Here is an 18,136-nt window from a genome sequence, read left to right as displayed (position 1 = left end):
GTCCCGCTCAGCAACGGCGTAAAGCGGGACCCCGGATCAAGTCCGGGGTGACGAAAATGGGAAGTGGAAGCTAATCCGCGAACAACAGCACCGGCGTCTCGATCAGCTTCTTGAGCGCCTGAACATAGCTCGCGGCGTCCCAGCCGTCGACGACGCGGTGGTCGCAGCTGATCGACAGGTTCATCAGCTTCGCGCGGCGAATGTCGTCACCGTCGAAGACCGGCCGCTCGACGATCTTGTTCGGCCCGATGATCGCGACCTCGGGCCGGTTGATCACCGGCGTCGTCGTGATGCCGCCGAGCGGGCCGAGCGACGTCACCGTCAGCGTGCCGCCGGTCAGTTCCTCGACCCTGGCCTTGCCGGTGCGCGCCGCTTCCGCGAGGCGCGTGATTTCCGACGCAAGCTGCCAGACATTCTTGTCCTGCGCGTCGCGGATCACCGGGACCATCAGCCCCGCATCGGTCTGCGTCGCCATGCCCAGATGCACCGCGCCATGGCGCGTGACCACGCCGCCTTCGTCGTCGTAGCGCGCGTTGATCATCGGGAATTGCGGGATCGTGCGGCAGATCGCGACGATCAGGAAGGGCAGCATCGTCAGCTTGGGGCGCTGGCCGCGATTGGCGTTGAGGTCGGCGCGCATTTCCTCGAGCGCGGTGACGTCCATTTCCTCGACATAGGTGAAATGCGGAATCGCGCGCTTCGACGCCGCCATATTTTCCGCGATCTTGCGGCGCATCCCGATGACCTTGACCGGCTCGTCGGCGCGCGCGCGGCTCGCGCCGGGAGCCTGATAGCCCTGCCCGGCGCCGTAGCGCAGGAAAGCGTCGAGATCGGAATGGCGGATGCGGTCGCCCTCGGCCTGAACCTGCGACAGATCGACGCCGAGATCGCGGGCGCGGGCGCGGACGGCGGGGGATGCGAGAACGGCCTTCTTCTCCCTCTCCCCTTCAGGGGAGAGGGCCGGGGAGAGGGGAACGGCAGGAGCGGGAGCAGCTTCGGCCCCCTCTCCCAACCCTCTCTCCTGAAGGGGAGAGGGCTTTTCGGCTTCTTCCGCCACCAAAACCTCTTCCGCCCCCGGCGTTTCCGCGACGACTTCTTCCTCGACCGCTTCGTCAGCAGGCGCTTCCGCACCCTCTCCGTCGGTCTCGATCACCGCCAGCGTCGATCCGATCGCGACCATATCGCCGACCTCGCCCGCCAGTTCGACGACAGTCCCCGTCACCGGCGATTCCATTTCGACGGTCGCCTTGTCGGTCATCATGTCGGCCAGCTGCGCGTCTTCCTCGATGCGGTCACCGACCTTGACGTGCCACGCGACGATCTCGGCCTCGGCAATGCCTTCGCCGATATCGGGCAGACGGAATGAATAGCGGGCCATGGCGTCAGTCCTTCAAGATCTTGGTCAGCGCGGTCGCGATGCGGACCGGGCCGGGGAAATAGGCCCATTCGAGGCTGTGCGGATAGGGCGTGTCGAAGCCGGTCACGCGCTCAACCGGCGCCTCCAGATGGTAGAAGCAGCGTTCCTGCACCAGCGCCGCGAGTTCGGCGCCGAAGCCCGAAGTGCGCGTCGCTTCGTGGATGATCAGGCAGCGCCCGGTCTTTCTGACCGACGCCTCGATCGCCTCGATATCGAGCGGCAAGAGCGTGCGCAGGTCGAGGATTTCGGCGTCGACGCCCATTTCCTCGATGATCGTCTTCGCGACATGTACCATCGTGCCATAAGCGAGCACGGTCACCGCCTCGCCTTCGCGGACCGTCGCTGCCTTGCCTAGGTCGATGCGGTAATAGCCTTCGGGCACCGCGCTCGCGTCATGCTTCGACCAGGGCTCGACCGGGCGGTCGTAATAGCCGCTGAACGGGCCGTTATAGATGCGCTTGGGTTCGAGGAAGACGACGGGGTCGTTGTCCTCGATCGCCGCGATCAACAGGCCCTTGGCATCATAGGGATTCGACGGGATCACCGTCTTGACGCCGCAGATGTGCGTCATGATGCTTTCGGGCGACTGGCTGTGCGTCTGACCGCCGAAGATGCCGCCGCCGAACGGCGTGCGCACCGTCATCGGGCAGATGAAATCATTCGCCGAGCGGTAGCGCAGCCGTGCCGCCTCGGACACGAGCTGGTCGAGCCCCGGATAGATATAGTCGGCAAACTGGATCTCGGGGACCGGACGCAGGCCATAGGCGCCCATGCCGACCGCGACGCCAATGATGCCGCACTCGTTGATCGGCGTGTCGAACACGCGCGTCTTGCCATGCTTTTTCTGGAGGCCCGCGGTCGCGCGGAACACGCCGCCGAAAAAGCCGACGTCCTCGCCCATCACGACGGTCGCAGGGTCGCGTTCGAGCATGATGTCCATGGCGCTGTTGATCGCCTCGATCATGTTCATCGTTTTGCTTTGGTCAGCCATCATTCGGGCTTCCAGTTGGGGCCGAACTTGGCCTCTTGCTCGGCGAGCATCTGGGCGCATTGCTCCTTGAGGTGCCACGGCATCTCCTCGAACACGTCCTGGAACATCGTCTCGAACGGCTGATGCATACCGTGACCCAGAATGCCGAGCTTTTCGGCTTGCTTCTGGGTCGTCTTGACGAGTTCGTCGAGTTCCTTCGCCTGCGCCGCATGGCGCTCCGCGTCCCATTCGCCAAGCAGTTCGAGATGCTGCGCCAGCCGCGCGATCGGGTCGCCGAACGGCCAGGCGCTCGCTTCCTGCGCGGCGCGATAGGCGCTCGGATCGTCCGAGGTGCTGTGCCCCTCGGCGCGATAGGTGAAATGCTCGATCAGCGTCGGGCCGTTGTTGGTCCGCGCCCGGTCGGCCGCCCACTGGGTCGCGGCATAGACCGCAAGCGGGTCGTTGCCGTCGACGCGCAGCCCGGCGATGCCATAACCGACCGCGCGCGCGGCGAAGGTCGTCCGTTCGCCGCCCGCAAAACCCGAAAAGCTGGAAATCGCCCACTGGTTATTGACGACGTTGAAGATGACCGGCGCATTATAGACGGTGGCAAAGGTCAGCGCCGAATGGAAGTCGCCCTCGGCCGACGATCCTTCGCCGCACCATGTCGTCGCGATACGGTTGTCGCCCTTCGACGCCGACGCCATGGCCCAGCCGACCGCCTGCGGATATTGGGTCGCAAGGTTGCCCGACACGCTGAAGAAGCCATGCTCGGGCGCCGAATACATGATCGGAAGCTGGCGCCCGAGCAGGTGATCGCCGCGGTTCGAGTAAATCTGGTTCATCATCTGGATCAGCGGATAATCGCGCGTGATCAGAACGCCCTGCTGGCGATAGCTGGGAAACACCATGTCGGTGCGGTCGATCGCCATCGTCGAGGCGACCGAGGTCGCCTCCTCGCCGGTGCACTTCATATAGAAGCTGGTCTTGCCCTGCCGCTGCGCGCGGAACATGCGGTCGTCGAACGCGCGTACGAGCATCATGGTGCGCAGCATCGTGCGCAACCGGTCGGGCGACAGCTTGGGGTCCCACGGCCCCTTGGCCGCACCGTCGAAATCGAGCACGCGGACCAGGCCATAGCAAAGCTCGCGCATCGCATCGGGCTTGGTCGCTTCGCCCGGACGCGGAGTCGCATCGACCGCGGGAATCGCGATATCGCCGAAGTCGGGGGTGTCGCCGGGGCGGTAGCGCGGCTCGGGAATATGGAGCGACAGCGGCGGCAGATTGCTCGCCGAACGCCCCGGATCCGCCTTCGGCGATTCGGGCATATCTTCTTCCCTTCGGGGCGCGAATCAGCGCCTAGTTATATTTCGTGGTGACGACATATTATTTCAGTCGCCATGGAAATGCAACGCCGGTGGTCAGACTGCGACGGGCGCGGAAATATGGGATTGCGGCGCATAGGCTTCGACCGCAAAGTCATCGAACCGGTAGTCGAAAATGCTCGAAGGACGGCGGAGGATGCGCAGCTTCGGCGCGCCCTCGGGAACCCGCCGCAACTGCTCCTCGACCAGTTCGGCATGGTTGAGATAAAGGTGCACGTCGCCGCCGGTCCACACGACCTCGTGCGCGTGAAGATCGCATTGCTGCGCGATCATCCGCGTCAACAGCGCCGCCTCGAAGATGTTGAAGGCAAAGCCGAGCCCAAGGTCGCACGAGCGCTGGAAGAGGAGGCACGACAGCCCGCCGTCGCTGCGGACGTGGAATTGATAGGTCATGTGGCACGGCGGCAGCGCCATCCGGTCCAAATCGGCGACGTTCCAGCCGGTGAAGATATGGCGGCGCGAGCCCGGATTGGTCCTGAGCGACTCGATCAGCGCCGAAATCTGGTCGTGCCCCTGCGCTGCGCGGCGGAACAGCCCCTCGCCCGCCGGCTCGTAACGCGGCCAGTTGACCCACTGATGGCCATAGACCGGGCCAAGGTCGCCCCATTGCGCCGCGAAGGCCTCGTCTGCAACGATCCGCGCCTCGAAATCGGCTGCGCTGATCGCCTCGCCGGTCGTGCGGCGATAGGCATCGAGCGGCCAGTCGGTCCAGATCTTCACCCCCTGCGCGACCAGCGGGCGGATATTGGTGTTGCCGGTCAGGAACCAGAGCAGTTCGCGCAGCGCGGTCTTCCAATAGACGCGTTTCGTCGTCAGCAGCGGGATCGCGTCGTCCGTCAGCGAGAATCGCATCGTCTCGCCGAACAGCGAGCGGGTGCCGACTCCGGTGCGATCGACGCGCTCGTCGCCTTCGGTCCAGATGCGCCGCATCAGGTCGAGATATTGCAGCTCATAATGGATGGAATCGGACAAAAGACGCTCCTCACTGTCGCCCTCTTTGCTAGGCCCCACGCCGCGGCTCGACAAGGGGGTCGGCGGCACCTCCCGGCAATCCTCCGATACGGCCCAATCGCCACTTGGGCGGCGGCGGCGGCCGTCGCATGAACCGCCGGATGATCCTGCGCGAACCCATCGACAGGCTGCCGCGCGCCGCGGGGGCAGCCGGCTTCATATCCCGCGATGCCGAGGATGCGATCGCGCGCCATCTGCTGCGCCCGATGCTGTTTGCCGATCGCGAAATCGCGCTGCTCGCGGGCTTCGACGCCTATGGCCGGCTCGCGGGGCTTGAAAGCGCGGCGGGCGATACGAGCGGACGCTGCGTCATCACGCCGGCGTGCTGGAACCGCCTGCTCGGTCGGCGCGTCGCCACGGTGCTGATGGCACACAACCACCCGTCCGGTATCGCGCGGCCCAGCGATGCCGACCTGCGCTGCACGCAGGAAGCCGGGCAGTTCCTGCGGCTGATCGGCATCGACCTGTCGGATCATCTGATCTTCGTCGAGAACGGACATTTCAGCTTTCGCAGCGCCGGGCTGATCTAGGGGGATATATTCGACAACGGTTATCGACCGATAACTGACGTTAGCCCCTCCCCTTCAGGGGAGGGGTTGGGGTGGGGGCCATCGGCCTTGCTCAAGGCTGCTGCCCCCCACCCGCTGCGACTAACGAACAAGTTCGTAAGTCTCGCTGCCCTCCCCTGAAGGGGAGGGCGGGATTTCGCCTTAACGTCCACTCCCCGCCCCAAAGCCGCCACTTCAACATGCATCAATCGGCCCGACGCCGTCACCAGCGCACAATCATCGCACCCATGCCGATTGGCGCTTGATGTTCGCAAATTGCGCGTCTAGAGGACCGCCCTGCCTTCGCGCCGGTCCGCCGGCGCAAAGATCGGTCGGGGAGTAGCTCAGCCTGGTAGAGCACTGTCTTCGGGAGGCAGGGGCCGGAGGTTCGAATCCTCTCTCCCCGACCAGCTTATTTCCGCAATCGATATGGGACCGCAACGCGGCCGAGCCGGCGCGCGAAAAGCGGCACCCTGCCGGATCGGTTTCTTTTGTAATCAACGGCTCTTGTAAGTCGGCGCGACAATGCATAGATTGTCGTTACGCCACCGTGGTTTTCCCCCTTTCCATCGTGGCGAGTGCCCCCGTCGCAAGACGCGGGTGCGTCCTCCCTGGACCCTGGCCACCTCGTACTTCGGTACGAGGTGGTTTTTTATTCGGCGGCGAGCGGCAGGACATCGCCCGCGGGACACATCCGTCCCGCCCTTGCGACGAGCCCGGAAAACCAGTCGCGAAGCGCCGCCACGCGTTCGGGGTCGGGCGTGCGATCGGCGTGAAGATAGAGGCTGCGGTCGACCTCGATCTGCACCGCCCGAATCGCATCCGCCGGCTTGCCATGCGTCCGCACGATATGTCCGCCGGCATAAGGCTGGTTGCGCGAGACGGGAACGCCGAGGCCCTCGGCTTCGTCGACGATCAATTCGATCAACGCCTCATCCGCGGTTCCGCCGAAACGATCGCCGATGACGATTCCCGCGCCGTGGCCCGACTGCCCGCGCGGGATCGGTGGCATACTGTGCAGATCGATCAGGATCGCCCCGCCGAACCGGGTTTTGGCAACCGCCAGTTCGGCGGCGAGCGCGCGATGGAACGGCCGGTGCAGCGCGTCGAGCCGCCAGTCGAGCTGCGGCCCGTCGATCGAGCCCCTCCACAGCGATCCGCAATCGGCAAGGCGTGTCGGCACGACCCCGAGCCCGGCCCGCTCCTTGCGCCCCGGCGCCGAAAAGCGGGGGCGAAGCGGCGGCGCGACTTCGCCCGGCGCCATCTGCCCCTCGCCGCGATTGCAGTCGGCGACGGCGCGCGCCCACATCGCCTGCACCAGCGTCGCGCCCGCCTTGACCGCATTCGCGGCAATCAGGTCGCACCAGCTATCCTCAAGGCGTTCGAGCACCGATCGATCGACCCGCGCCGCGGCGAGTATCGCGGGCGGATAGATACGCCCCGCGTGCGAGACCGACACGACGACCGGGCCAAGCTCCGCCGGCCGGTCGATGGCGATGGCGGCGGACGGAGTGTGGAGCGACATCGACGAAGCGTGCCAAAAATCGACAGAAGAATCCAGTGCGACGGGATTTGTTAAAGGTCTCGCGCTATCAGGAGGACGAGCTAAACAGAGGCACGCGGACCAGACTCGCGCGCCGCCGGACCAGGGAACAGATTGCCAGATGATTCGCATATTGCTCGCCGAAGATGATGATGTGATGCGCGAATATCTGGCGCGCGCGCTGACCGGCGCCGGCTATCACGTCACCGCCGTCGATCGCGGCACCGCGGCCGTCCCCTATATCGATTCGGGCACCTTCGACCTGCTGCTCTCCGACATCGTCATGCCCGAGATGGACGGGATCGAACTTGCGCAGCATACCGCGAAGGCGGCGCCGCAGACGCAGGTGATGTTCATCACCGGCTTCGCCGCCGTGTCGCTGCGCGCCGAGGAAAATGTGCCGCAGGCAAAGCTGCTGTCGAAGCCCTTTCACCTCAAGGATCTGGTGCGCGAGGTCGATAATCTCTTCGGCCGCGCCGATCGGTCGAGCCAGCCCTAACGAAAGGCTTGCCAAGCGGCGCGGAGGCCTTTAGGGGGCGCGTCACCCCAAGGGATGGGCGTGTAGCTCAGTGGTAGAGCACTGTGTTGACATCGCAGGGGTCGCAAGTTCAATCCTTGCCACGCCCACCATTCAAAACGCCGCCACCCGCATGGGTTGGCGGCGTTTTTGGTTCAGGCCATCCCTTTCGCCAGGTCGCCGCGCGAGGCGTCGCCGATCTGGCTGCCACCGTCGCAGTCGAGGATCGTTCCGGTGATATAGCTCGCGGCGGGCGAGCAGAGGAAGACCGCCGATTCGGCGACTTCGGCGACCTTGCCCCAGCGCTTCATCGCGATCCGGTCGTAATGCGCAGCCCGCGTCTCCGCATCGGGCGCGAGCCGTTTCATCCCCTCGGTATCGGCGATCGGCCCCGGCGAAATGCCGTTGACACGCACCTCCGGCCCCCATTCGAGCGCGAGGACGCGGATGAGCTGGTTGATCCCCGCCTTCGCGGCGCAGGCGTGGGCTTGCAACGCCGAGGCGTTGATCGCCTGCCCCGCGGTGATCGCGATCAGCGAGGCGCCGGGGCGATTGAGCAGGTCGTGACAGCCACGGAACACGTTGAACGTCCCGTTGAGGTCGATGTCGACCACCGTGCGAAAGGCGTTCGCCGACATGCCGAGCACCGGCGCCAGGAAATTGCCCGCCGCGCCCGAAATAACCATGTCCAGCGGCCCCAGCCTGTCGGCCACCGTCTCCATCACTCCGCGAATCGCTGCATAATCGCGCACGTCGCCCGACAGGCCGATCGCGCCCGAACCGATCTCCCCGGCCGCCCGCGCCGCCTTGTCGGGATCGCGGCCCGCGACCGCCACTTTCGCGCCGAGTTCGGCGAAGCGCTTGGCGATGCCGAGGTTGATCCCGCTCGTGCCGCCGGCAACGAACGCGGTCTTGCCCGCCAGCAGATTATCCCGAAAGGTCGACATACTCCAGTTTCTCCCAGTTGCGGCGATGGGGCTTGACGGATCGAGACCAGTCGCCTTTTGAAACGCAACCAGACAACAAGGAAGCGCCGATGGCAAGTGGCCCCACCTCGAACAGTTTCGTCTCGCAGCGATTGAAACTGCACTATGTCGATTGGGGTAACGAAGAGGCACCGCCCCTGCTTCTCGTCCACGGTGGCCGCGACCATTGCCGCAACTGGGATTGGGTGGCCGAGAAACTGCGCGATCGCTGGCACGTCATCGCGCCCGACCTGCGCGGCCATGGCGACAGCGCCTGGGCGCCCGACGGCAATTACGAGATGGGCGCTTTCGTCTACGATCTCGCGCAGCTCGTCCACCAGCTCGACCTCGCGCCGGTGACGATCGTCGCCCATTCGATGGGCGGCAATATCGCGCTGCGCTACACCGGCCTCTATCCCGGGAATGTCCGCAAGCTGGTCGCGATCGAGGGGCTCGGCCCGTCGCCGAAGGTGCTCGCCGAACGCGCCGCGACCCCGTTTGCGGAGCGGTTTCGCAAATGGATCAACGACAAAAGGCAAGCGGCAGGCCGCACGCCGCGCCGCTATGCGACGATGGGCGACGCGCTGGCGCGGATGATGGCCGAAAATGCCTATCTGACCCCCGAACAGGCGCGCCATCTCACCATCCACGGCATCAGCCGCAACGAGGACGGGACGTGGAGCTGGAAGTTCGACAATTATCTGAACGTCTGGCCGGTGGTCGACCTGCCGCAGGCCGACATCGAATCGCTCTGGTCGGCGATCGCCTGCCCGACCTTGCTCCTCTATGGCGCCGATAGCTGGGCCTCGAACCCCGCGAAGGACGGCCGCATCGCGCATTTCCGCAGCGCCGAGGTGATCGAGTTCGAAAATGCCGGCCACTGGCTCCATCACGACCAGTTCGACCGGTTCATGTCCACGCTAGACGATTTCCTCTAAACCGGCGGCGAAAGCGCGCGGCGGTCGCGCGCTCGGGACGCGCCATGGCCTATACGGGGCAGCTTTCGGGTCGGCAGCACACCGCGGCGGGTGGCGCGACGCTGGTCGCGCTGCTCGCGGTCGGCCTGATTCTGCTGAACGGGCTCGACCTCCAGATTGTCCGCAAGGCGAGCGAGACGATCGCCGCCATCGCCCTTCCCGCTCCGCCGCCCCCGCAAGAAAAAGCGAAACCCGCGCCGATCGAGAGCGATCAGGCCAGCGGCAAGGCTTCGGCTGCGAACAAGCACGCCAGGGCAGCGCCCGTCGCCGCGCCCAAACCCAAACTGCCGCCGATCACGCCCCCGCCGGTTCCTGCGGCACCGACCCCCGGCACCGGCAGCGACGCCTCGGCGGGCGCGACGCCCCTCCCCGGCCCCGGATCGGGCGCGGGCGGCAGCGGCAACGGAACCGGCGCGGGCGGATCGGGAAGCGGCACCGGCGGCGGATCGAAGGCGGTCTGGCGCAGCGGCACGATCCGCGACAGCGACTATCCACGCGAAGCCGCGCGTGCGAAGATCGGCGGCGAGGTCGAGGTGCGCTTCACCGTCCAGCCGACCGGGCGCGTCACCGGCTGCCGCGTCACCCGGTCGAGCGGCGACGCCTCGCTCGATGCAACGACCTGCGGGCTGATCGAGGATCGCTTCCGCTTCAGGCCCGCGACCAACGGCGCGGGCGATCCGATCGCCAGCGCCTATGGCTGGCGGCAAAGCTGGTGGCTGGAGAAGCGGCGCTGACCTTTCCCGCCCGTGCGGAGCGGATCATCGCCCCGGATCGTCGTCCACGAGGCGCTGATTGACGCGAACGGATTCAGGTCATAGCCTCCGGCCAAATATAATGACTGGGTCTCTGTTCTCGTAACTCCGCGACGGGGAGCGCGTGTATGGAGAATGATGCGGCCACCTTCCGGTTTTCGCTTGCCGGGATACCGCGGCCTCAACGTCGGGACATGGTGCGGGAGGTCGCCGGGCGCGCCATAGCGAACCTCGACCTCACGCCCAAGACCGACGATCCGCAGATGGAGGTCGAAACCCGGTTCTTGCCAGGGCTGACCGTCACCGATGCGTGGGTTTCCCCGCATGTCGCATTTAGCTACGATCTCTCGCGCGGCGACGATGATTTCACGTTGCTGTGGAGCAGTTCGCCTGCCAGGGGAGGGGTTCTGCAATTCGGCAGCGAACTGCCCGCTGATGGATCGGCGGCTCTTCTTTCGTGCGCCGACCGCATGGATTTTGAAACGCACGAAGCCTTTCCGCATGTGTCGGTGAAACTGCAACGCTCGCTCTTGTGCCCGCTGCTGCCCGATGCCGAAGCCGCGCTCATGCGGCGCATACCCGCCGATAATCCGGCGATGCAGTTGCTGAAATCCTATCTCGCAAGCTATCGCGTGCTGCACGAGGCCGGCCCCGCGGCCCAGCTCGCCCACCGCGCCGCCATCCACATGGCCGATCTGGTGGCGCTGGCGGTCGGAACCGACCGGGACGCGACGGAGCTTGCCTCGGGGCGGGGACTGCGGGCGGCGCGGCTGGATGCCATCAAGCGCTGGACGCTTGCCCATCTCATCTCTCCCGAACTCGGCATCAAGTCAGTCGCCGACGCCGCCGGTTTGAGCGCGCGGTCGGTTCAATTGCTTTTCGAGACCGAGGGCGTAACCTTCACCGCCTTCGTCCTGCGGGAAAGGCTGGCGCTGGCCCATCGACGTCTGTCCATGCCGCATTTGGCGAAGCGGACGATCTCGGAAATTGCCTATGGCTGCGGTTTCGGGGATCTCAGCTATTTCACGAACAGTTTCCGCAAGGCCTATGGCGAAACACCGTCGGATGCCCGGCATAGAGCGCTTGCCCGTCATCATTGACGGATTTCGTTTTCACGCAAATCGCCGTTGCGCCCTGGCCCAAGACGACCCTCCCACGACCGTTGCAAGATAGCGGCACGCAGAGCTTGCCAATCAGGGGAGGAAGTTCGTCCGATGCCGCGATCCATATTCATGCCGCTTGCACTAGCCGCCGCCGCGACACTCGCTGCCTGTTCAGGAGCCAAAAGCGATGCCGATCAGGGCAGCACGACGACGAGCGCCGCCGACCCGGCGCTTCCGGCCGCACTGTCGGGAGAGGCGGGCTTTGCCCTGGCCGCCGATTGTTCGGCAAAGCTGAAATCGCTCTCCAATCTCTACAGCACCCTCGCGGCGCAAAGCAGCGGGACCGATGCCGAAGACCTGGCGAAACGCGCGTCGCAGCGCGACACCGCCGCGACCGCCTTCGCGCAAATCACCGAACGCGTGGCGGGCACGATCGGCAAGACCCCCGAACAGGCGACAGAGGCGATCCACGCAGCCGACGCCGCGGTGCAGGCCGAGTTCGAGAAGCGCCCGTTCGAGGATTTCGCCACCTGGGTCGGCAATGAGGTCGACGGCAAGTGCCGCCAGGCCCTGTCCGGCCAGGGCTGATCCGACATGGCCGTGCTGACGACGGCGCTGAAGACGATCGTCGTGCTGACGTGCAGCCTGTTGCTGGCGGCCGTCGTCGGCACCATCGGCAGCGTCTTTCTCGAAGTCCTGCTGCCGCGCTTCTTCAGTGCGCTGCTGCCTTATGCGATATGGCTGGTCGTCGGCATCTATTGCGGACTGCTCAGCTTCGGCGGCGCCGGGGCCTGGGCATCGGGCCATGCCAGCCCGTGGGCGTGGCGCGGCCAGAATAATGAGGCCGAGGGGGACTGGATCACGCTGCCCGGCGCAAAACGGATCGGAACGACGGTCGCCGTCGTCGCCATCATCGAACTCGTCCCGCTCGGCATTCTGTTTCACCTCACCAGCCACGACGGCCATTCGCTGACCTTCTTCGTTTCGGCGCTGATCGGAACGATCCTCGGCCGATGGTCGCTGATGCCCAGCGACGGCGCGCCGCTATCCGGTAATCCGATACGATAAGGAGTTTGCCATGACCGCGACCCTTCGCCCCGGCGAAAGCACCATCGACACCTGGACGCTCTTCTATCTCCCGCCCGGCGGCGGCAAATATAACGGCAAGCTGACCGTCACCAACCAGCGGTTGCTCTATGATGCAAAGCTCGACGCCAGCCTTCTCGGCACGCTCGGCAATTACGCCGCCGATGGCGAACTGGCGATCGAGAAGACCGACATCCGGGCCATCGACGTCCAGCGCAAATTGTTCAGCAAGCGGGCGACGGTGACGCTTGCCGACGGCAGCCAGCATGTCTTCGACTATGGCGCGATGAACATCGACAAATGTGTCGCGGCCATGGAGTCCCGATGACCGCCAGGACGCACCGCCATGCCGCGTAACGGCTTCGGGGTCGCGCTCAGCGCCGCGATCCTGGCCCTGTCCCCCGGCGCGGCGGCGCAGCAGGCGGAAAGCTATGGCGACTGGATCGTCCAGGGGCCGGCGGACGGCGCGATCACCGCCAGCACCGCCACCCCGGCCGGATCGCTGTTCGGGATGGTGTGCGATCGCTCGAAATGCGACGCCTTCTTCAATCCGAAAATCGCGTGCGACGATGGGCGCGACTATCCGGCCCTGATCGGTGCGCGAACGGCGACTTTCGCCGCCACGATGCGATGCACGACGGTCGGCGCCTTCCGTGCCTTCATCCTCCCCTTGGGCGGCGGATTGGCGGAAGCGATGGCGGAGGACGGCGAGCTTGGCATCGCCTTTCCGCTCGGCTCGGGTCAATTCGGCGAAGCCCGTTTCTCGCTGGCCGGCGCGGCGCAGGCATCGGCGCGGGCCCGCAAGCGCGCCGGCCAGGCGGGCGGCCCGGCCGCATAGCCGTCGGCACCCGGTTCCGTCGCTATTGCGGCGCGCGCATGATTCGAAGCATATGGCCGAGGCCGACGATCATCCCGAAAACGACCTGAATCAGGTAATAGACCAGCCAGGCGAGCCAGACGGCGAACAGCTCGAATCCGTACCAGCCGATTTGATAATAGCCGCCGAAGATGGCGGACGGCGCCATCATCCCGATGCTGACGGCCAGCAAGCTCAGGTTGAGAAGGCAGCCGACCCGCCCCCGCCGCGCGTCGCGCGCCGCCAGTTCCGCGATCGCCGCCGGCGTGAAGTGATCGAGCACGCGCTGCATCGCGGCGCGATTGGCCGGCGGGACGGGGACGAGCAGTCCGATCTCCTCGACCGCATAGGCGCCGAGCGAGCGCGACGAGCCCTCGAACGTGGAAACGAACGCCAGATAGTCGGCGCCCGAACGCGGGGCGCCGCGCCCCAAAGCCCCCGGCATCACCCCGGTCAGGCTGGACGACAAACCGCCGCGCAAGGCGAAATATCGTGCGCCGACCTGAACCCCTTCTTCCCCGACGCGGATATCGACCCCGGTAGCCGGCGCATCGAGATCGCACAGCGACATCGCCATCCTGGAAAGGCCGTCGCCGTCGCCCTTGTCGCGCGCGTTCCGCAAATCGCGCTGGAACCGCGCCCAGTTCGACGCAGTCACGGTCCAGCCGGCGACGAGGCTGGCGCTTTCAGGCTTGGCGAGGCGCCGCATATATCGCCACGCCCGCCACGCCTTGGCGATATAGGGCGGCACGATGAAGAGGCTGAGGAAAAATATCGCGGACGAGAGGGCACCGGGCAGCGCAATCAGTGTCTCGGTCGTCGACGAAAGCGTTTTCGACGCCGCATAATAGGATGCGGTCACCCGATCCCCCAGCACGACAAATGCCACCGTCAGCATCAGGCCGATCAGCGGCACGCTGACCCAGATCAACCCCGCTCGAATCGGATTACGCAGGCTCCACATCGGACATTCCCCTTCATCGGCCGAGGCATTTTTAAGGGGCACGCATCGCTTGTCTTGGACGGGGACGAAGAGCGATCTTGTCGAAAAACGAATATGGGCGGCCGCGCGCCTTACCCTTCGAAGGTGTCCACCCTTCGCTTCTGCGACAAATTAGCGACAATATCGCGAATGATTATCAATAAACATTGACTCTGCGAACGACTCTCAATAGCGGCGTCCCCGTCACGACCTTCGGACGGAAAAGGGGAAATTCATGTCATTCTTGCGTTTGCGCGAAACCATGTCGGCGGCGGCTCCGGCCTATCTGGCGCTGAGCTGCTTCGGTATCGCGGCAACTCCCGCGCTCGCGCAGGATGGCGGACAGGAAGCGAAACAGCCGGTGCTCGGCGGCGTGACGGTGACAGACACCGCCATCGACGACGAAGGCTATAAGGTCGACAAGCCCTCCTCGCCCAAATTCACCCAGCCGCTGCGCGACACGCCGCAGACGATTCAGGTCATCAGCAAGGAACTGTTCAACGAACAGGGCGCGACGACGCTGACCGAAGTGCTGCGCAACAGCCCGGGCGTCGGCACTTTCTACGCCGGCGAGAACGGCAATACGACAAGCGGCGATGCGATCCGGATGCGCGGCTTCGACACTTCGAGCAGCATCTTCGTCGACGGCATCCGCGATCTGGGTTCGGTGTCGCGCGACATCTTCAACACCGAAGCGGTCGAGGTCGAAAAGGGCCCGGCGGGCACCGACAACGGCCGCACCTCGCCGACCGGCGCGATCAATCTGGTCAGCAAGCGCGCCACGCTCGAAAGCGCGCTATCGGGCACGCTGTCGGTCGGCGTAGACGGGCAGAAGCGGATCACCGCCGACGTCAACCAGACCCTCGGCGGCCTCAGCAACAGCGCGCTCCGGCTCAACATGCTGTGGCAGGACAGCGACGTTCCGGGCCGCGACCATGTCAATAACCAGCGGCTCGGCCTCGCCGCCTCGCTCGGCCTCGGGCTCGACACCGCGACCCGCGCTTATCTGAACCTGCTCTATGTCGATCAGGACAATATCCCCGACGGCTATGTCCCGACGATCGCCCTTCCCGGCTGGGAGCCGCAGGCCGGGCTGGAGTCGCTGGTCGGCCACCCCGTCGATTCGAAGAATTTCTATGGCACGCGCAAGGATCACGACGATGTGAAGGCGCAGATGGCGACGCTGATCATCGAGCATGATTTCTCGGACAATGTCCGGCTGTCGAACGTCGCGCGCGTCGGCCAGACCGAGCAGGATTACTTGCTGACCGCCTTCATGTCGACGGGCGCCAACATCGTCGGCAATCCCGCCAACCCCGATGACCTCTCCGCCTATACGCTGACCCGCGGCAACCCCACGATCCGCGACGCGCGAAACCGCATCCTGACCGACCAGCTCAACCTGCGCGCCGATTTCGCGACCGGATCGATCGAGCATAATCTGAGCATCGGCGCCGAACTCACCAGCGAGAAGCAGGTCATCTACGGCCACAGCTCGACGGGCACGCTGCCGGTCGCGAACCTCTACAATCCCGACTGGAACGACACGAGCGCCTACTCCCATTCGCGCAACGGAACCGCCGGGCGGGGCAAGACTAACACGCTGGCCTTCTATGCCTTCGACACCGCCAAATTCTTCGACGGGCTGCTGCTGGTCACCGGCGGCATCCGCCTCGATCATTACAAGACGACCTACCTCAACACGGCCATCTGCAACAACGGCACCGGCCGCGGCGCGGTGCCGTGCGGAACCGCCCCCGTCGGCTCGATCGTCACCACCGCCGACCTGAAGGCCAAGGACACGCTGTTCAACTGGAAGCTGGGCGCGGTGCTCAAGCCGGTCGAGCCGCTCAGCCTCTATGTCAATTACGCGCTGTCGCAGCAGCCCCCGGGCGGCGAAGCCTTTACCCTGGCAACCGGCAACAGCGCCAACAACCCCGACTTCGCCCCGCAAAAGGCCAAGACGATCGAGGCGGGGGTGAAGTGGGACGTGCTCGACGGCGCGCTCGCGCTCAACGCCGCGATCTTCCAGACCAAGGTGCTGAACGAGATCAACGCGACCGATCCCTCGGACATCCAGAGCGGATCGAAGCGGGTGCGCGGCGTCGAACTGTCGGTCGTCGGCAACATCACCGACGCCTGGTCGATCTCCGCCGGATATGCGCATCAAAAGACCAAAGTCACCAACGGCAGCGGCATCGCGGCCGACGGCAGCGACGGCCTGACCTACTCTCCGGACGACAGCTTCTCGTCCTGGACCAGCTATCGTGCGCCCTTCGGCCTCGAGATCGCGGGCGGCGTCCGCTACACCAGCGGGATGCGGCGCGGCACCGACGGCGCTGCGGGCACCCCGCCCCGCACTCAGGGCTATACGGTCGTCGATGCGCTGCTCGGCTATGCGGTCAACGATAACGTCAAACTGCGCCTGAATGCCTATAATCTGTTCGACAAAGATTATGTCGCGGCGATCAACAAGAGCGGCTATCGCTACACCCCGGGGCAGCCGCAGACCTTCCTGTTCAGTGCCGACTTCCGCTTCTAGGAAGCCGGAACGGGGCTTGGGCGACCGGGCCTGGGCGGGGGGCGTGCCTCCCGCCTTCGCCGTTTGAAAAGGATTTGAGCCGGCATGTTGCTGCATATCCCGAATGTTCTGACGCCCGAGGAGGCCGCGGAATTTCGCCGCCGCCTCGACGGTGCCGACTGGACCGACGGGCGCGAGACGGTCGGCGCGCAGGGCGCGAAGGTCAAACGCAACGAGCAGGTGCCCGACGCTTCGCCGCTGAAGGCCGAGCTCAGCGCCGCGGTGCTCGCGGCGCTGAAGCGCAGCCCGCTGTTCTTCGCCGCCGCGCTGCCGCGCAAGATCCTGCCGCCGCGCTTCAATCGCTATGCGGGCGGCGGCGCCTATGGTTTTCACGTCGACGGCGCGGTGATGAAACTGGCGTCGGGCGAGCATCTGCGCTCCGACCTGTCGTGCACCCTCTTCCTCAACGACCCCGCCGATTATGAGGGCGGCCGGCTGATCATCAGCGACACCTACGGCGAACATGCCGTCGCGCTGCCCGCCGGCGACGCGATCCTCTATCCATCGAGCAGCCTTCACCGCGTCGAGCCGGTGACCCGCGGCGCCCGGCTCGCATCCTTCTTCTGGATACAGAGCATGGTGCGCGACAACAACCTTCGGCGGATGCTGTTCGAGATGGACACCGCCATCCAGAAACTCACGCTCGACGGAGCCGACGACAATGCTGTCCTCCAACTCACCTGCATCTATCACAATCTCCTCCGGCGCTGGTCCGAAACCTGAGCCCGAGACGGAGAGGCGCGCGCGCGCGGCGATTTCGGCCCGCGCCGGTTTCGCGAATGCGGGCTTCGTGACGCCCGGCCGCTATGGCGAGGATCAAAGACCCAATCTGCCCGCCGCGGCGCTCGCGGCCCTGCTGACGGCGGGGTTGTTCGCCGCGCTGCTGCACACCGGCTATCACCGCGCGCAGACCGAGGCCGCGAAGCTGGCGGTGGTCAACCTGTCGATCGCGCCGCCGCCCCCGCCGCCCCCCTCCCCGCCGAAGGAAACGCCGCCGCAGCAAAAGGCGCCGGTCTTCGCCCCGCGCCCGCTGGTCGCGATTCCGACCGATCAGCCGCCGATCCAGACCTCGCCCGATCCGGTTCCGGCGCCGCCGGTCCCGGCACCCGCACCGCCGGCGCCCCCAGCCCCGCCCGCGCCGCCTTCGACCGTGCAGGCGAGCGATCTCGGCACGCGGATGGTGTCGGGCGCCCCGCCGCGCTACCCCACCGAAAGCCGGCGGCACCGGGAGCAGGGAACGGTGGTGCTGTCGCTGACGCTCGACCTCGATGGCTCGGTCGCGGCGATTTCGGTCGCGCGCAGCAGCGGCTTCGACCGCCTCGACGAAGCGGCCCTCCGCGCGGTGCGCAAATGGCGCTGGGCGCCGACGATGCGCAGCGGCCAGGCGGTGAAGGTCAAGGGGTTGGTCGAAATTCCGTTCGTCCTGCGCGGATAGGCCCGCGC

19 protein-coding genes and 2 tRNA genes are annotated in these 18,136 nt (G+C 65.8%); 14 read left to right on the top strand and 7 right to left on the bottom strand.

Annotated elements, in window-relative coordinates:
* Positions 1-70: 70 nt before the first annotated feature.
* The 4 genes from OJI97_RS08375 to thyA form a co-directional block, all read right to left on the bottom strand.
* Positions 71-1,378 (bottom strand): dihydrolipoamide acetyltransferase family protein, encoded by a 1,308-nt coding sequence (locus tag OJI97_RS08375; RefSeq protein ID WP_297662601.1) that lies wholly within the window; start codon positions 1,376-1,378, stop codon positions 71-73.
* A 4-nt stretch (positions 1,379-1,382) separates the two neighbouring features.
* Complete coding sequence (locus OJI97_RS08370) at positions 1,383-2,387, bottom strand: alpha-ketoacid dehydrogenase subunit beta (RefSeq protein WP_297662602.1); 1,005 nt, start codon at positions 2,385-2,387, stop codon at positions 1,383-1,385.
* 20 nt (positions 2,388-2,407) lie between these two features.
* Positions 2,408-3,715, bottom strand: coding sequence for a 3-methyl-2-oxobutanoate dehydrogenase (2-methylpropanoyl-transferring) subunit alpha (locus OJI97_RS08365; protein ID WP_297662600.1), 1,308 nt, complete (start codon positions 3,713-3,715; stop codon positions 2,408-2,410).
* A 93-nt stretch (positions 3,716-3,808) separates the two neighbouring features.
* A complete protein-coding gene (thyA, locus tag OJI97_RS08360) occupies positions 3,809-4,744 on the bottom strand; it encodes a thymidylate synthase (protein WP_297662599.1) in 936 nt (311 codons plus the stop codon).
* 128 nt (positions 4,745-4,872) lie between these two features.
* Here thyA and OJI97_RS08355 point away from each other — a divergent pair, with 128 nt between their 5' ends.
* Positions 4,873-5,313, top strand: a complete 441-nt coding sequence (locus tag OJI97_RS08355) for a JAB domain-containing protein (protein WP_297662598.1) — start codon at positions 4,873-4,875, stop codon at positions 5,311-5,313.
* Between the two features lie 351 nt (positions 5,314-5,664).
* A tRNA-Pro gene (locus tag OJI97_RS08350) sits at positions 5,665-5,741 on the top strand.
* Between the two features lie 242 nt (positions 5,742-5,983).
* On the opposite strand, the gene OJI97_RS08345 is transcribed toward OJI97_RS08350, so the two are convergent.
* The gene (locus OJI97_RS08345) at positions 5,984-6,856 is read right to left on the bottom strand and encodes an N-formylglutamate amidohydrolase (RefSeq protein WP_297662597.1); all 873 of its coding nucleotides are present in this window, start codon (positions 6,854-6,856) and stop codon (positions 5,984-5,986) included.
* A gap of 139 nt (positions 6,857-6,995) precedes the next feature.
* On the opposite strand from OJI97_RS08345, the gene cpdR reads away from it, so the two are divergent.
* Together cpdR and OJI97_RS08335 are read left to right on the top strand one after the other, a co-directional pair.
* Positions 6,996-7,373 (top strand): cell cycle two-component system response regulator CpdR, encoded by a 378-nt coding sequence (cpdR, locus tag OJI97_RS08340; protein ID WP_297662596.1) that lies wholly within the window; start codon positions 6,996-6,998, stop codon positions 7,371-7,373.
* 56 nt (positions 7,374-7,429) lie between these two features.
* Positions 7,430-7,504 (top strand) — tRNA-Val (locus tag OJI97_RS08335).
* 42 nt (positions 7,505-7,546) lie between these two features.
* Here OJI97_RS08335 and OJI97_RS08330 read toward each other — a convergent pair.
* Positions 7,547-8,338, bottom strand: a complete 792-nt coding sequence (locus tag OJI97_RS08330; RefSeq protein WP_297662595.1) for an SDR family oxidoreductase — start codon at positions 8,336-8,338, stop codon at positions 7,547-7,549.
* A gap of 89 nt (positions 8,339-8,427) precedes the next feature.
* Here OJI97_RS08330 and OJI97_RS08325 point away from each other — a divergent pair, with 89 nt between their 5' ends.
* From OJI97_RS08325 to OJI97_RS08295, 7 genes are all read left to right on the top strand, one after another.
* Positions 8,428-9,294 (top strand): alpha/beta hydrolase, encoded by an 867-nt coding sequence (locus OJI97_RS08325; protein ID WP_297662594.1) that lies wholly within the window; start codon positions 8,428-8,430, stop codon positions 9,292-9,294.
* 44 nt (positions 9,295-9,338) lie between these two features.
* Positions 9,339-10,067: an energy transducer TonB gene (locus tag OJI97_RS08320; RefSeq protein ID WP_297662593.1), complete on the top strand. Its 729-nt coding sequence runs from the start codon at positions 9,339-9,341 to the stop codon at positions 10,065-10,067.
* 146 nt (positions 10,068-10,213) lie between these two features.
* Positions 10,214-11,185, top strand: a complete 972-nt coding sequence (locus tag OJI97_RS08315) for an AraC family transcriptional regulator (RefSeq protein WP_297662592.1) — start codon at positions 10,214-10,216, stop codon at positions 11,183-11,185.
* A 114-nt stretch (positions 11,186-11,299) separates the two neighbouring features.
* Entirely contained in the window at positions 11,300-11,776 is a 477-nt protein-coding gene (locus OJI97_RS08310) for a hypothetical protein (protein ID WP_297662591.1), read from the top strand.
* Between the two features lie 6 nt (positions 11,777-11,782).
* Entirely contained in the window at positions 11,783-12,256 is a 474-nt protein-coding gene (locus OJI97_RS08305; protein ID WP_297662590.1) for a hypothetical protein, read from the top strand.
* 10 nt (positions 12,257-12,266) lie between these two features.
* Positions 12,267-12,602, top strand: coding sequence for a hypothetical protein (locus OJI97_RS08300; protein ID WP_297662589.1), 336 nt, complete (start codon positions 12,267-12,269; stop codon positions 12,600-12,602).
* Positions 12,603-12,620: 18 nt separating this feature from the next.
* Positions 12,621-13,112, top strand: a complete 492-nt coding sequence (locus OJI97_RS08295) for a hypothetical protein (RefSeq protein ID WP_297662588.1) — start codon at positions 12,621-12,623, stop codon at positions 13,110-13,112.
* Between the two features lie 22 nt (positions 13,113-13,134).
* On the opposite strand, the gene OJI97_RS08290 is transcribed toward OJI97_RS08295, so the two are convergent.
* Positions 13,135-14,094: a hypothetical protein gene (locus OJI97_RS08290; RefSeq protein ID WP_297662587.1), complete on the bottom strand. Its 960-nt coding sequence runs from the start codon at positions 14,092-14,094 to the stop codon at positions 13,135-13,137.
* 253 nt (positions 14,095-14,347) lie between these two features.
* Between OJI97_RS08290 and OJI97_RS08285 the strand changes: the two genes are divergently transcribed.
* From OJI97_RS08285 to OJI97_RS08275, 3 genes are all read left to right on the top strand, one after another.
* Positions 14,348-16,654 (top strand): catecholate siderophore receptor Fiu, encoded by a 2,307-nt coding sequence (locus tag OJI97_RS08285; protein WP_297662586.1) that lies wholly within the window; start codon positions 14,348-14,350, stop codon positions 16,652-16,654.
* A gap of 84 nt (positions 16,655-16,738) precedes the next feature.
* Positions 16,739-17,416 (top strand): Fe2+-dependent dioxygenase, encoded by a 678-nt coding sequence (locus tag OJI97_RS08280; RefSeq protein WP_297662585.1) that lies wholly within the window; start codon positions 16,739-16,741, stop codon positions 17,414-17,416.
* A 67-nt stretch (positions 17,417-17,483) separates the two neighbouring features.
* Positions 17,484-18,128 (top strand): energy transducer TonB, encoded by a 645-nt coding sequence (locus tag OJI97_RS08275; RefSeq protein ID WP_297662584.1) that lies wholly within the window; start codon positions 17,484-17,486, stop codon positions 18,126-18,128.
* Positions 18,129-18,136: the final 8 nt, after the last annotated feature.

This window comes from Sphingopyxis sp. (assembly GCF_025869345.1).
In the GTDB taxonomy this organism is placed as follows: domain Bacteria; phylum Pseudomonadota; class Alphaproteobacteria; order Sphingomonadales; family Sphingomonadaceae; genus Sphingopyxis.
Note: the sequence above shows the minus strand (reverse complement) of the source record. Positions and strands in the feature narration are given on the sequence as shown.